This is a genomic window from Bradyrhizobium sp., from assembly GCF_049512235.1.
GTDB lineage: Bacteria > Pseudomonadota > Alphaproteobacteria > Rhizobiales > Xanthobacteraceae > Bradyrhizobium.
Genome location: NZ_JBEKXH010000148.1, coordinates 1 through 13,557 on the forward strand (window position 1 = coordinate 1; position 13,557 = coordinate 13,557).

The window sequence follows — 13,557 nt, forward strand, 5'->3', positions numbered from 1 at the left end:
ACGCCGCGCGCAGGCTTCAATGGGCGCAGAGGTATTCATGGTAACAATCCTGCGCGCACGAATATTCGCCAGGCTGGCGCTGCTGGCCGCTACAGCGTTTTTCGCGCTCCACGCCTCGCTGGCGAGAGCCGATGAGCGCTGCGACGACATCGCCAACCAGCTCAAGACTCACATTGATGGCCTCAAGGTCGGCATCACCGCCGCCAACGTCATCTATCTCTCACATCCGCAAGCCAGGGAACTGTCGCTGGGCTGTTCCGGCCGCAATTTCAAGAACGAACTTTATGCCAAGGCGGACGGTCGAAAACCGAAGCCGGCCTTCCTTGATCTCGTTGGCGGCGCAGCCGCCATCATCTTTACGCAGCCGAAGGACAATACCCTAACCGGCGTCACGCGCTGCATCAATCGGATGGGGCTGCTGCGTGGCGACACCGTCAAGATGCGCTATCGTCGCCTCGACTTTGAATGCACCCGCACCAAGGCCGAGGCGTCGATTGCGATCTGGCGCCACCCCGATGAGTAGCATGACGCGGGTAATTTGACACGGCTAACCGGCAGCAGTTCAACCGAATGGTCGTGCAACTGCGCGATAATCAACGCGTGAGGGAGACGTTCGGAAAATATATCGATCCGCGCGTTGTGGAAGGGCTGATCGATCGGGCCGCCCTGACCGCGGCGGAAGGCCAACGCCGAGTGATGACCGTCCTGTTCTGCGACTTGAGAGGGTTTACCAGCCTGAGCGAAGGCATGACACCGCAAGGCCTGGTCAAGGTCATGAACCGCTACCTTTCAATCATGTCCGAACCGATCGCTCCAACCGGGGGATCATCGACAAATATATCGGCGACGGCATCATGGCGTATTGGGGGACCTCCTTTCGTTTACGAGACCGATCATGCCCGCCTTGCCTGTCTCGCTGCCACGCAGATGATCGATCGCATCAACACATTGCGTCAGGAAATCCCCGACTGCTTGGCGTGCTGGGAACTCCCATGGAGAATTGCGATTTGCGGATCGGTGTTGCGACCGGCGAGGCGCTGGTCGGCAGCATCGGCTCCGAGATCATGATGAGCTACACACTGATGGGCGACGTTGTGAATCTCGCCTCACGCCTGGAAGGCGCGAACAAACTGTACGGGACTCGCAATCCGGTTTCCGAGCGAACCGTCACCGCGACGGGGGCCGCTGTCGCGTATCGAGAAATCGACCGGGTCGTGGTGGCGGGACAAACCCGCTCCGAGGTGATTTTTGAGATTCTTTGGCGTGAAGACGAATTGACGTCGCAACAGCAGATGTCGCGGGACAGATACCTCGAAGGGCTTATCGCCTACCGCGCACAGCGCTGGGATGATGCAATTCGCGCATTCGACGCCTCGCTCGCGGCGATGCCTGACGATGGGCCATCGAAGGCTCTCATCGAGCGCATCGAAAGGCTCAGAGTAAATCCACCTTCCCTGAACTGGGACGGGTCTTGGCACATCGAAAAATAGTCGCGAATACCCTCTGCACGAGGAACCGATGTCGTTCGAATTGGGAAGCAGGCAGCCCCGGGTTTCAGGACGCAAAAGCGAAAGGGCCAATAACGGTCATTGCTCCGACGGAGTGGCTGCGCCAAGATGCGGCCAGCCATCAGGCCCACAATCTCGAGATGGGTGGATACGATTCGATGATCTCTGGATGACGGACCACTAACATGCGAGTAGTGTCAGGCTCCAAATCCATCTGCCTCCTGATGATATGGGTATGATTCGAACTCCAAAACCACAGTACTGGCTCAGTGCCCGCTCAGCACCAGCATCTTGATGGGCAGCAGCAGGGCCTGGACGCGCAACAGCATCGCATGCACGATGCCCACGGCGTCGACGGCGTGCAACACGAAACCCTTGAATGCGCCGGTCTCCTTTGAGGCAATCAGATCGTGGTTGCTGGTATAGGCGTTGACGATGCAGCTGCTTCCGGGCGTAACGCCATCAAGGCCGCCCTTGTAGATAGGTTCAAGAAATGCGGTAATGGTGCCCGGACTCTGTACCTGCTGCGCGTCGACCAGTTGCTCGCCGCCCCGGAACTGACCCGCCGCGATATAGTTCTGCTCACCCGTCACGACCATCGGAATGATCGTCCATGGCTTTGAAATACATGCCGCCTCGGCGACCATTCCGACCTTGATGACGTGCGCCTCGATTTGACCAAACCCTGCCGAGAGGCCTCGTTGTCCCGCGCCTTCGGGAATGAGAATGCCGGCAGACCGCATGACCGGATTGACGACGTCTCCCACGCGCAGCGAAAACTGTTCCACGCGCCCATCGACTCCCGCACGAATGCTGGTCTTGTCCAGATCGACCTGCGCTTCGGCCAGCGCCGCCTGCGCACTTGCCTTCTCCGCGGGGAGAACATCCGTCAGGCGGGTCGTCACGGATTGTTTCGACGCTGTAGCGGAATCAAGGGCGCCTTGACGGCCCGCGAGCAGGACATCAAGCTTTTCGATGTCACGCTGCGGAACGATGCCGGGATTGCGCTTCTGGAGGTCGCGCTTGACGTCCAGTTCATCCGAGGCCTGCTGATAGTCGCTTTTGGCCTGCTGGATCTGCGCATCCGCCTTGAGGACATCCGCCTGCGCGGCCAGTAAATCGGCATCGACTTCGGCAATCTTGCGCCGGGCCGTTTCCAGCGCTGATTCTTGCTTCGCGCTGTCAAGCTTGAAGATCACGTCACCCTTCTTGACGGGTGCACTGAATTCAACGTGAACTTCCGACACCCGGCCGTTGATCTCGGGAAGGATTGGAACGGTCCTGAAGTACAAGGTCGCCGTCGTCGTGGATGGATGATAATAGAAAATCACTGTAATCAGGGCGACGGTCAGCATGAGACAGGCCGTGATGCCCCATCTTAGTTCGAACCACACCGAAAAGAATGTAATCTCGTGGCCGAAGCGCTTTCCCTGCCGATGGCGGCGATAAAGGTAGTCCGGAAGAATGGTCAGCACGGAGCAGAGAAGGAGCTCAAGCATGGCTCTGCACCTCGCCCTTGGCAGCGCCGGCTTTTATCGTGTCTGTACCCTCCGCAGCAACTCCATGAGTGCCGCCTTGGCCGACCATCTCGGCCGCTTCGTCGGCTTGCGGATTATCTGCGATCTGCTTGACCGATCCGGCGATGCTGCGCAGCGGCGTGCCCCAATCAGGCAGATCAATCATGGCCAGCAAGAGGCCTATCACCCAAAAGAGGTGGATGTGCGTAAAGAGTGCTAACAAACCCAGCACAGCCACGATTTCGAATTGTAGCTTTTGCGATTTGTGCGCCATTTGCTCCGGCAAAGCGTGCAAACGCAGGTACAGATTGCCGACCATCAGAACGGCAGCGACCAGAACGACACCGACAACCACCATGAGGATGTCGGTATCACCCGGAGCGGTGATGAAGTCCGGCAGATCATGCGGCGCAATTGGATGAAGTGTCTCGGTCACGCAACTCTCCATTCCGAAAATGCAAGCGATGTAACGCGCAGGAGCCAAGGCGGGTCGGCTTCTCCGAAGTTTCCATTTCCATCCTTGCACAAATCGAGGAACTGGCAAGCGCAAACCGGTTGCCTGTGGGGCGAACCCGTTGATCTCGATTGTTCGATTGTCCGCATCTCGACAGTATGGGCTGGCCCGTAGAAGCCAAGCAAGACCCGGAAGGCGTTCGCACCTTCGACTGGGCACACTACAGGTGGGGATATTTGAATAAATTGTCGCGGAGTTCCAATGTCGGCCCCCAGGGTTTGCGATGCAGGACAGCGAGGGATAAGGCAGGCATACGCTCTCCCGCCAACAGGCCCGGCGTGTTCAATCGGCCCTGATCGCTGAAACCTATTTCTTTAGCAGACTATCATGCATCTAAAGGACAAGGTCGCAATCGTAACGGGGCTGCCAGCGGGATCGGACCAAGGAACTCGGCATCTCGGAGCAAGAGGTTCGTAGAGAGGTCAGCGGATAAAGCGTTGCTGGACCAACGCCTGACAATACTGTTCGCTCAAATCCCAGTGCACGAACTAATTAATTAGGAAATAGCCGGGCGAGCGCCTCAAGCGCTACGGCCCCGCTGTTGCGAACGCCGCATACTGACTATATTGACTTTGAAGGCTAGCCCTCGTCTTAAGAGCATCATGGACTTCGCGAGGATCGCCTTTTTTTACCCTGACCGTCGCAGCGCGGTACCAAAGCGCCGCTGAGGCAAGTCCGGCCGCAATCGATGACCAGGTGAACGCCGTGTGCAAGATCGCGAGCATCAGCGAGAGGCCGCTTTTCCGTGGGATTCAACCCTAGCTGCGGTAGTGTTGGTCGGACAGAAAGTGGTGTTGCACTTTCCTGGGAAGCGAAGGTAAAATGCCGCACAGCCGGGCGCTAGTCCGCTATTCAAGCCCAGTAGTGGATACCTGCAAGTTCGAAATCCGTCATCCTTGGTCTTCGAGTAAGGAGCAGCAAATCCCAATGGCGAGGTTTTGGCGGCCAATAGGGCGCCTGTCGTGGGAGCTGTCAGTTCCTCACGTTTTTTTTGCCTCAAACGCTTGACCTAGTCGTTCCACCTCAAGGCTAGTGCAAAACAGCGCGAACAAGCACCCCACGAATATCATTCCACGTTCGGTCGCCAACAAGACATCGGCACCTCGTCCCAGTTTAGGTAAATGCCTGAAAACGACTACAGCGAACAAAGAACCGCCAAAAATAAAACTGAGGCGACCTAAAAACAAAAAAAAGAGATTCAGAAACGAGTTGGAACGTCGAAGCGGTATTGGCACATACAGCACCCGACACCAAAACGAAATCTGCATCATGCAGAAAACTCCAAAAATGATGAGATCGGAGTAAATATCTTTTGGAAGCTGCTCTCCTGGATTGAGCAACATCTGCTCAAACTCGGGCAATTCCTGCCAAACAAATACTATCATTCCAAATACCTGGATAGCCAGCAGAAGCGGATAGGCTAACTTTTTGGCAGTTCGCTGGCGCTGTTCGGCTGTGTCCATCAATGGCCCCCGCGCGGAGGTATCGGCTCGTCAGACCAGGAACTATCAGGCTCAGGACGCATGTTACCTTCGAGCTTGCCGGCTGAGAAGCTCGTTGAGAAGGGCCTGATGCACTTTTCAGGTCATTTCCGCACGATTTGGAGATGGATGTATGCGCTGGCAGGACTTGTGTGGCCATATCGATGCGATCGGCGCGTCCAGGGACCGTCGATTTGCAGGTTCGCGCGTGCCGGCTTTGGCGATCTATTGCTTCGGGCCAAAATAAATCTGCTCGGCAATGATAGCGGCCCAATCGGCTTTGCTCTCAATCCTTACGTAAAACTGCCGTCCTCAACCCCAGTCATCAGCAATGGCGCCGTCGAAGGCGGGTTGATCGCGCCGCTTGCGCTGAGACCTGACGATTTCATCCTGACTCTGATGACCGAATTCGACGTTTTGAAAAATGCGGATGGCGTCGGCAGCTTTGCCAATTTTGTCAACCTTGTCGGCGTCAGCCATCCGATTCCCGGACTTGCGGGCGTCAAATGCCACGGCCGAGCTGTATTCATCCGTGGGGACCGTTGCGTTGACGCCGCCAGTCTATACGTTTGACCTCGGCATGAACTTCCGTCTGGACCAGCATAGAATTCTTGATTTCGGCATGAACTTCGGTCTCAACAGCGCGGCACCAAAAGTCGAGGTCTACACGGGTGTATCGGCTCGCTTCTGAGCAACGGCAGCTTGCCGACCTATCTTGAGCCGGCCCATGCGACGCCTGGAGGTGCACCCGACGCGACCGAAAGCCTGGGGGTACGCGTCGGGTTTCCGCGCGGTTTCTTGCCAAGGAACTTCGCTACCATAAAATTCTATCCGATTTCAATACAACGGACTTGATCCCAGCATGGGCATGACGCACCCTTTCCCCCGAGGGACCGGAAAAAGCGGCTCCGTCAGACCAGGGCAAAAATCATGACTGTGGCAAATATTCTGAAGGTCAAGGGCCGCGACGTTTTCACGACGCGCCCGCATCACACGTTGATGGACGCGTTGAATGTGCTTGCGGAAAAGCGGATCGGCGCGGTCGTCGCCTCGGACGATGAGATGAGGGTGCTTGGCATCATCTCGGAACGCGACATCATCCGAGCGATCGCCGCGGGCGGGCGGGACGCGCTCGATAACCCCGTCTCTCAGCACATGACGCGGACGGTCCAGACGGTCCAGCTATCCACCCCCGTGCTGGCGGTGATGGACCTCATGACCAAAGGCCGCTTCCGTCACGTCCCCGTCGTTGACGGCGAGCGTTGCATCGCTGTGATCTCGATCGTCGACATAGTCAAGCACAGGGTCGAGCAGGTCGAATTCGAACACGAGGCATTGCATAGCTATATCGCACGCAAGAGTTGACCCGCCTGACAGGTTCGAACAACGTGGCAGTTCGCTTCGGCGCCTTGCCCCACACACCGTGCCTGAGCACGTCATGCCAAGTCCGGTCATACCCGATCTGACGGCGGGCAGCCGTTCGCTTGCTGTATTGCCGGCTCTCGCGTTTACGATGGCAGCTCCTTGCCGGCCTGCTCACGGGCGATGTACTCGGCGTACCACTCCGGCCATCCTTCCGGATCCGGGCCGCCGCGCCGCCTTTCATGCTCGCCATGGGCGGCAGCGGCACGCCGGAGCGCATGTGCCAGCTCGGCTGCCGAGATGAATGTTGTATGGTTGGCGTCGACGCGTCCAGGCAGCCGAGCGGTGACCTCCTGGAGCAGCCAGCGATTGCCGTCCGGGTCGCTGAAGGTGGCGTAGGAGCGATAGCTGCCGTGATCGGGCGCCGGACCGCTGACACGCCCGCTCCTACCGTCGGGCTGGAACTGGGCGCCCGGCGCGCTGGCGTGGAAAACCTCACTGATGTTGACGCCGCGTGCGGCGAGTGCGTCACGCGCAACCTCGATGTCAGAAACGATCAGGTACAGAGCCTGCGCTGAGCCGGGCACGGCCGACGTGAGTTTCGCGCCGAACTGGATTGAGCATCCCGAGCCGGGTGGCGTGAACTGCACCACCCTGAAGCCGTTATCGAACGCAAAGTCGGCATCGATGCGCCATCCGAGGTCACCGTAGAACTTCTTCGCGCGATCGACGTCCGAGACCGGAATGGCGAAGGCCTCGAGTTTCAGGTCGACCCCCAGCGCCTGCGGGGTTTCGGTTGCAGTGTCTTTGGGTGTTCCGGTGCTGCTCATGTCTCGCTCCTACAATTTGATCGTTCACGCCGCCGGGCTATCCGTTAGCCCCTCAGGTTTCAGGGACGCGATCGACGCGACGATCTCTCCGGTCGTCACGATCGCGCTGGCGTAATTGGGCATGTTGATGTCGAGAGCGGCGTGCATCATCTCCTCAGTATAATCTGCCACCGCATCCCGCACCACTGCAACCTCGTAGCCGAGTTCGGCCGCATAGCGGACGGTTGCTTCGATGCAATTGTGGGCAATCAGCCCGATGACGATGAGCTGATGGATGCTATGCTTCCAAGGTCCAATGGATTCACGCTCACGCGCGGTGCATCTGTACGTCGTATTTCGAAGCGGGGTGAGCGTCATGTCTGCGTCCCAGCCGGTCCGGTGGAGCATTCTTGCCAACCTTCCGAAGAGGTTCGCGCGGGCTTTCGAACACTTCGCAAATCGATCTGAAGACCAGGCGCGCGTATTCGGCCTACCGTTCTTCGGCCACACAATGCCTCAAATCTGGAAGATCAGCCATGGACGTTAATATGCACGAGGCCATCGACCACGACCGCCGCCGCTTTTTCGGCGCTGCTGCGCTCACCTTTACTGCCGCCGAATTCGATCATCCATGCGGCTGATGGCCGGTCTTTCGCAGCCAAATCTCCGGCAAACGCATCCACCATCGGGTGCCGAATGCGAGTCACGCCCTACCGCAGCAGGTGCCGAAAGCGTTCGCCGACGCAGTCATGGAAGTGACGAACCCGGTCTGATGGGACCGAACAGAGGAGGACGTTATGAGACGGATAGCGCTGGTTTCAGTTGCAGTTACAGCGGTCGCCGGTGTCGCGGCCTACATGGGGTCCGCATCCGGACAGTCCAATGGAGACGCCGCACCGATCTATGGAATTAAAATCCCCGAGGGGTATCGAGACTGGCGCTTGATCTCCGTCAAGCAACTGACAGGCAAGCAACTGACAGGTGCAGGCGGCGAGCTCAAGCAGTTGCGCGCCCAATTGGGCAACGATCTGGCGATCAAGGCCTTTCGCGACGGGACTCTGCCGTTCCCGGATGGCGCGATCATTGCCGCGCTGCATTGGAATGAAGCATCGTCGGACTTTGACAACCAGGCCTTGGCCGCCGGTTTTCCCGGCCTCGGCCTGCAATCGTCCTTTGCCGGGTCCGCCGTGAACGTTCAGTTCATGGTCAAGGACTCGAAGAAGTACGCCGCATCCGGCGGCTGGGGGTTCGCCGACTTTACGAACGGCAAACCAGGCAATGAGGCGCTGCACGCAAAGTGCTTCTCCTGCCACCAGCCTGCAAAAGATCGCGACTACGTTTTCACTCACTACGCACCTACGCCCTGAAATGGACCACGCCGTCTCCTGGCGGGATCATTTTTCTGAATTTCATTCACTATGTGAATTAAGTGCAGAGAACACTGCCACCGTGATACTATTTGCTCTCCGGAGGGGCCGGCGGTGCGAGAGGCACCGTCACGTCCTTGATAACCGGCGTCGGATTGTAACCGACCGGCTTGTCTCCAATCGGGAGGCCCGGAATGTTGCGGCATTCCATCGAGTAGACCAAATCGCCTTTCGAGGTGCGCCCGATGGGTTCGCATACGGGTTCTTTTACCGAAGGCGGCGTTTGCGCGAATGCAGGCGTCGCCAACAGCAGCAGGGCCACAGCCAACTTGTTCATTTCGTCTCCTGTCGAACGCATTGCACTGCAATCCTAACGTACTCTGGCGCGAATCGTTCGCCTGCCCTCTCAACCATCGCGGAATGGGGTTGACCCGTTTCCATCGCTTGTTGCGGAGAATGCGAGCTTTGTTGCAAAACATTAATTTCCTGGCCAGCACGCCGTAACACGCGAAGTCCCATCTTGAGTCTCACGGGACGCCAGCCGCGCCGCTGCCCCAATTCAGGGAGACTTCTTGTGACGAATCATCGATCCGATCCTTCTTCATTTCCCCATCATTCACGTGCCCGGGTTTCGCTGTTCTCCGCGCGCAAGCTCGCGCTGATGGCGTCCGTTGTTGCCGGTCTCGGCGTCGCTGCGTTCGGCATGGAGTCCTTGCCCGGTGGTTTCGGCATTATCAGCAGCCCGGCCCATGCGCAGGTGAACAGCGATGTGAGCAATTTAGCTCAGCCGACGGGTTTCGCCGATATCGTGCAGCGCGTGAAGCCTTCGGTCATTTCAGTCAAAGTAACGATGGAAGACAAAGCCGCCGATGCGAGCGATCGCAGCGATGCGGGTTCGGGTCAGGCAGGCCCGCCGATGGAGCGTTTCTTCCGCCAGTTTGGTGGACCCGAGGGCGCGCCTCCCGGAATGCGCAACCACCAGGGCGGCCATGGCGCCATGATGGGCCAGGGCTCCGGCTTCTTCATCTCGCCGGACGGCTATGCGGTGACCAACAATCACGTTGTCGATGGCGCCGACAAGGTCGAAGTCACAACTGACGACGGAAAGACGTACACCGCCAAGGTGATCGGCACGGACAAACGAACGGATCTCGCTCTGATCAAGGTCGAAGGCGGGACCGACTTTCCGTTTGCAAAACTTGCGGCAGGCAAGCCGCGGATCGGCGACTGGGTCCTCGCGGTCGGAAATCCCTTTGGTCTCGGCGGAACTGTCACTGCTGGCATCGTCTCGGCCAGCGGCCGCGATATCGGCAACGGCCCGTACGATGACTTCATTCAGATCGACGCGCCGGTCAACAAGGGCAACTCAGGCGGCCCCGCCTTCAACATGCAGGGCGAAGTCGTCGGCGTAAACACGGCAATCTACTCCCCGTCGGGTGGCAGCGTCGGCATTGCCTTCTCGATTCCGGCTTCGACTGTGACGACTGTGATCGCACAGCTCAAGGATAAGGGCACTGTCAGCCGTGGCTGGATCGGCGTCCAGATACAGCCGGTAACCCAGGATATCGCAGATAGTCTTGGTCTGAAGAAAGCTGAAGGCGCGCTGGTGTCGGAACCTCAGGCCAACGGCCCCGCGGCCAAGGCCGGAATCGAACCCGGCGACGTCATCACGTCGGTGAATGGCGAGACCGTCAAGGATGCACGCGAACTCGCCCGCACCATCGGCAGCCTTGCGCCCGGCGATGCCATCAAGCTCAACGTCCTGCACCAGGGAAAGGACGAGGCCGTCAATCTTACCTTGGGTCGGTTACCCGCGACGCAGGAGGCGAATGCCGATCCCTCCAGTGGTTCGGATGTTCCCCGGCTCGGCCTTAGGGTTGCGCCCGCGAGTTCAGTAGCGGGTGCCGGTAAAAATGGCGTCGTTGTCACCGGCGTTGACCCGAAGAGCGCCGCAGCGGAGCGCGGCTTCAGGGAGGGCGACGTCATTCTCGAAGTCGCGGGGAAGAGCGTGGCCAACCCCGGCGACGTTCGCGATGCGATCAAGTCTGCGCGCGCCGGCAACAAGAACAGCGTCCTGATGAGGGTTCGCTCCGGCGATAGCTCGCACTACGTCGCTGTTCCGCTCGCAAACGGCTAGTAAACTGCAACGCACAAGGCCGGCAGCATGCATCGCGTGCTGCCGGCCTTTGTGTGCGTCCCTTTTGTGGCTGGCCTCAGCTTCCGCACCGTTTGGAACCGTCGCGTTATTTTGGACGGCCACGATCTCAGAAGTGTCGTCGAGATTAAGTTTCATTAACTCCGCCATTTTCCGGAACGCGCGGTCATCCATCCTGTTGCTTCCCCAAGGGCAACGCAAAACGATGGAGACCAAGCGATGAAAAAAACAGCCATAGTAGCGGCAGCTATCCTGACGACGGTATCGTCGGTGGCCCTGGCGCAGGCAGCCAGTTCGAACGCAGGTTCGGCTTCCTCGCCGGCGACAACCGCCAATCCGCAGCCGAGCCAATCCAGCATTCGGCAGCAGTTGACAAACAATCTGCAGCAGTCGGGATTTACCAACATCAAGGTGGCCGCGGATTCGTTTCTGGTAACAGCCACGGATAAATCGGGCAATCCGGTGACGATGTTTATCGGTCCCAATTCAGAGACCGAAGTGACCACCGTCGGATCGAACGATCAGGCTTCGGATCCGAAGAAAGGCAACGCAGAAAGGCACTCCAGCGGCATGTTCACCAGCCTGCCGGCCAAGGACGAACTCAGCTCGAAAGTGGTCGGTCTGGATGTGTACAACAATGCCAATCAGGATATCGGTACGATCAAGGATGTGGCCTACAACGGCGACAGCGTGAATGGCTACGTCATCGGCGTCGGCGGATTTCTCGGAATGGGCGATCACTATGTCGCGGTTCGGCCGTCCGCGGTCAAGCTCAGCTACGACGCCAAGGACAAGAAGTGGCATGCCAGCATGGACGCCAGTGCCGATCAGCTCAAAGCTGCTCCGGAATTCAAGTATCCGAGCAACACCTGAGTTCGTTGTGGCGGAGCGTGTTGGCAGGCCGCTCCGGTCACCTGCTTGAATTCGGTGCGACCGGCAAAGGGACTGCCTCAAAGGGGCGGTCCTTTTTGCTGGCGTGCGGTATCCGAGCCGGTCTGCGGGAGATGGAGCGGGAGCCCATCTCATCCGATCGAAGCCGTTCGGCGAAACCCAGAGTGACTGCTGCTCTTGCTTCCGACCGACCGCGTGGTGGGTCGGTTCATGGCGTTTTATGGCGACAGCCAAAGGCGTCATGTTTACATAGCGAGCGAAGCTTCTTTCAAAAGGGTCCTGAACCGAAGTGGGCGACGACTCTCCCAGTGTATCGACATCGAGGCTCGGTCCGAATGCGAGCGGCCTCTTTTGGCTGGCGATTGCGGTCACCGGTCTTGGCACCGGCGCATCCGCCGCTGCGTTGACGCTGATCTTGCAGGCCGTCCAGCACTTCATGTGGCCAGACCCCGGCGCGACATTGCTGGATGCGGCCGCCCAGGCAACGCCCTGGCGGCACATTCTCGTGCTCCTGGGAGCGGGGTTGGTAACGGGCGCGGGCCAGATTGTGCTGGTTCGTCTGACCAGCAGCAACAGCATCGACATAACCGAAGCGATCTGGTTTTCCGCAGGCAGGCTGCCTGCATTGCGAACCCTGGGCAGCGCGGTGTTGTCTGTCGTGGTCGTCGGAATGGGCGCTTCGCTTGGCCGCGAGGGGGCGCCCAAGCAGGCCGGAGCAGTGATCGCCAATGTCTTGTCGGACAAAGCCGTTTTGTCCGACGAACAGCGCCGGCTGCTGGTTGCCTGCGGCGCGGGAGCCGGCATGGCGGCGGCTTATGGCGTGCCGCTGGGCGGCGCGCTGTTTGCGCTCGAGGTTTTGCGCGGAATGCTGGCTTTGCGGCTTGTGCTGCCTGCGCTTCTGACGTCGGTTATCGCGACGGCAACCGCATTTCTGGTGCTGCCCGACGCGCCGACCTATGTCATTCCTCACTTCGATGGCTCGGCCACGAACCTCGCCCTCGCGGTTCTTGTCGGACCAATCGCCGGTCTGGTGTCAGTCGCGTTTGTGCGAGCGATCGCATGGGCCGATCGAAACAGGCCGAAACGCAGGTGGCGACTGCTGGCTCCGGTACTGGCGCTTGGACTGCTTGGGCTGGTCTCGATCCCGTTTCCACAATTGCTCGGAAACGGCAAGGATATCGCGCAGCTTGCGTTCTCGGACCAGCTTCCGTTCGTGCTTTTACTGGTGCTGCTCATCCTCAAACCCGCTGCGACCCTATTGTGCCTGGGCAGCGGTGTCCCCGGAGGCCTGTTTACGCCGTCGCTGGCACTGGGAGCGCTGCTTGGCGCGGTTATTGGCCACGCCTGTTCGTTCTTTTGGCCCGACGTGCAACCTGCGCTGGTTGCGATCGTCGGCGCCGGAGCCGTGCTGGCAGCCACCACGCAAGGGCCCATCTCGGCGGTCGTCTTGATGATGGAGTTGACCGGTCAAGGCCGGTCATTCGTTGCGCCTGTGCTGCTTGGCGTGATCATCGCAACGCTGGTTTCGCGGATCATCGAACCGCGCTCTATCTATGATGCGCGGTTGACCGACGAAGAGATCGCGCAAAGACAGAAGCTGCGGGAGCCGGCAAAGCGCTGACCTGAAACTGGTCACTCGGCGGCGGAGAGTTCGTCGCGACGCGGCACCGGCGCCATGGTCTCGAATGCGCCGTCTCGTCGGACCAGGGCATGGAAGAGCGCCGCGGCGAAATGCATCAGGATCAGAGCAAAGAACAGGAAAGCCAGAAAGAAATGCGCGCTCCAGAGCAGCGTATGCAGGCTGTCGCTCTGCGGCAGGATCGCCGGAAGGCGCACGCCTCCATACAACACGATCGGGTAGGCGGCGGCCGACAGCATCGCCCAGCCGATCAGCGGCATGGCGATCATGAGGATATATAGAGCGTAATGCTGCGGCACGGGCCATCCGCCTCG

At 59.2% G+C, this 13,557-nt stretch carries 17 protein-coding genes and 1 pseudogene; 9 read left to right on the plus strand and 9 right to left on the minus strand.

Annotated elements, in window-relative coordinates; translation table 11 throughout:
• The first annotated feature begins 37 nt into the window (after window positions 1-37).
• The 3 genes from ABSG20_RS15550 to ABSG20_RS15560 are packed head-to-tail and all read left to right on the plus strand — an operon-like array spanning window position 38 to window position 1,490.
• Window positions 38-523 (plus strand): hypothetical protein, encoded by a 486-nt coding sequence (locus ABSG20_RS15550; RefSeq protein WP_423865410.1) that lies wholly within the window; start codon window positions 38-40, stop codon window positions 521-523.
• A gap of 47 nt (window positions 524-570) precedes the next feature.
• Window positions 571-1,068, plus strand: coding sequence for an adenylate/guanylate cyclase domain-containing protein (locus tag ABSG20_RS15555; RefSeq protein ID WP_423865411.1), 498 nt, complete (start codon window positions 571-573; stop codon window positions 1,066-1,068).
• Entirely contained in the window at window positions 993-1,490 is a 498-nt protein-coding gene (locus ABSG20_RS15560; RefSeq protein WP_423865395.1) for an adenylate/guanylate cyclase domain-containing protein, read from the plus strand. Before ABSG20_RS15555 ends, ABSG20_RS15560 begins: the two co-directional genes overlap by 76 nt.
• Window positions 1,491-1,774: 284 nt before the next feature.
• Here the strand turns inward: ABSG20_RS15560 and ABSG20_RS15565 are convergent, their stop codons facing one another.
• The 4 genes from ABSG20_RS15565 to ABSG20_RS15580 form a co-directional block, all read right to left on the minus strand.
• The gene (locus ABSG20_RS15565; RefSeq protein WP_423865396.1) at window positions 1,775-3,007 is read right to left on the minus strand and encodes an HlyD family secretion protein; all 1,233 of its coding nucleotides are present in this window, start codon (window positions 3,005-3,007) and stop codon (window positions 1,775-1,777) included.
• The gene (locus ABSG20_RS15570) at window positions 3,000-3,461 is read right to left on the minus strand and encodes a hypothetical protein (RefSeq protein ID WP_423865397.1); all 462 of its coding nucleotides are present in this window, start codon (window positions 3,459-3,461) and stop codon (window positions 3,000-3,002) included. Before ABSG20_RS15570 ends, ABSG20_RS15565 begins: the two co-directional genes overlap by 8 nt.
• A gap of 1,058 nt (window positions 3,462-4,519) precedes the next feature.
• A complete protein-coding gene (locus ABSG20_RS15575) occupies window positions 4,520-5,002 on the minus strand; it encodes a hypothetical protein (RefSeq protein ID WP_423865398.1) in 483 nt (160 codons plus the stop codon).
• A gap of 330 nt (window positions 5,003-5,332) precedes the next feature.
• Window positions 5,333-5,500 carry a hypothetical protein gene (locus tag ABSG20_RS15580; protein WP_423865399.1) on the minus strand — a complete coding sequence of 56 codons (168 nt, stop codon included), beginning with the start codon at window positions 5,498-5,500 and terminating at the stop codon, window positions 5,333-5,335.
• Window positions 5,501-5,552: 52 nt separating this feature from the next.
• On the opposite strand from ABSG20_RS15580, the gene ABSG20_RS15585 reads away from it, so the two are divergent.
• Window positions 5,553-5,711, plus strand: coding sequence for a hypothetical protein (locus ABSG20_RS15585; protein WP_423865400.1), 159 nt, complete (start codon window positions 5,553-5,555; stop codon window positions 5,709-5,711).
• A gap of 239 nt (window positions 5,712-5,950) precedes the next feature.
• The gene (locus ABSG20_RS15590) at window positions 5,951-6,385 is read left to right on the plus strand and encodes a CBS domain-containing protein (RefSeq protein WP_423865401.1); all 435 of its coding nucleotides are present in this window, start codon (window positions 5,951-5,953) and stop codon (window positions 6,383-6,385) included.
• A 143-nt stretch (window positions 6,386-6,528) separates the two neighbouring features.
• On the opposite strand, the gene ABSG20_RS15595 is transcribed toward ABSG20_RS15590, so the two are convergent.
• The 3 genes and pseudogenes from ABSG20_RS15595 to ABSG20_RS15605 all read right to left on the minus strand — a co-directional run bounded on the left by ABSG20_RS15595 (window position 6,529) and on the right by ABSG20_RS15605 (window position 7,877).
• The gene (locus tag ABSG20_RS15595) at window positions 6,529-7,212 is read right to left on the minus strand and encodes a VOC family protein (protein WP_423865402.1); all 684 of its coding nucleotides are present in this window, start codon (window positions 7,210-7,212) and stop codon (window positions 6,529-6,531) included.
• Between the two features lie 24 nt (window positions 7,213-7,236).
• A pseudogene (locus tag ABSG20_RS15600) lies at window positions 7,237-7,497 on the minus strand (isochorismatase family protein); the annotation flags it as partial.
• A gap of 224 nt (window positions 7,498-7,721) precedes the next feature.
• Window positions 7,722-7,877 carry a hypothetical protein gene (locus ABSG20_RS15605; RefSeq protein WP_423865403.1) on the minus strand — a complete coding sequence of 52 codons (156 nt, stop codon included), beginning with the start codon at window positions 7,875-7,877 and terminating at the stop codon, window positions 7,722-7,724.
• Window positions 7,878-7,988: 111 nt separating this feature from the next.
• On the opposite strand from ABSG20_RS15605, the gene ABSG20_RS15610 reads away from it, so the two are divergent.
• Window positions 7,989-8,558 carry a cytochrome P460 family protein gene (locus ABSG20_RS15610; RefSeq protein ID WP_423865404.1) on the plus strand — a complete coding sequence of 190 codons (570 nt, stop codon included), beginning with the start codon at window positions 7,989-7,991 and terminating at the stop codon, window positions 8,556-8,558.
• A gap of 88 nt (window positions 8,559-8,646) precedes the next feature.
• Here the strand turns inward: ABSG20_RS15610 and ABSG20_RS15615 are convergent, their stop codons facing one another.
• The gene (locus tag ABSG20_RS15615) at window positions 8,647-8,895 is read right to left on the minus strand and encodes a hypothetical protein (RefSeq protein WP_423865405.1); all 249 of its coding nucleotides are present in this window, start codon (window positions 8,893-8,895) and stop codon (window positions 8,647-8,649) included.
• 237 nt (window positions 8,896-9,132) lie between these two features.
• Here ABSG20_RS15615 and ABSG20_RS15620 point away from each other — a divergent pair, with 237 nt between their 5' ends.
• The 3 genes from ABSG20_RS15620 (at window position 9,133) to ABSG20_RS15630 (ending at window position 13,225) form a co-directional block, all read left to right on the plus strand.
• Window positions 9,133-10,695: a Do family serine endopeptidase gene (locus ABSG20_RS15620; RefSeq protein WP_423865406.1), complete on the plus strand. Its 1,563-nt coding sequence runs from the start codon at window positions 9,133-9,135 to the stop codon at window positions 10,693-10,695.
• Between the two features lie 237 nt (window positions 10,696-10,932).
• Window positions 10,933-11,586, plus strand: coding sequence for a PRC-barrel domain-containing protein (locus ABSG20_RS15625; RefSeq protein WP_423865407.1), 654 nt, complete (start codon window positions 10,933-10,935; stop codon window positions 11,584-11,586).
• A 307-nt stretch (window positions 11,587-11,893) separates the two neighbouring features.
• Window positions 11,894-13,225, plus strand: coding sequence for a chloride channel protein (locus tag ABSG20_RS15630; RefSeq protein WP_423865408.1), 1,332 nt, complete (start codon window positions 11,894-11,896; stop codon window positions 13,223-13,225).
• A gap of 11 nt (window positions 13,226-13,236) precedes the next feature.
• On the opposite strand, the gene ABSG20_RS15635 is transcribed toward ABSG20_RS15630, so the two are convergent.
• On the minus strand, window positions 13,237-13,557 hold a 321-nt coding region (locus tag ABSG20_RS15635; RefSeq protein WP_423865409.1), incomplete at its 5' end, for a cytochrome b.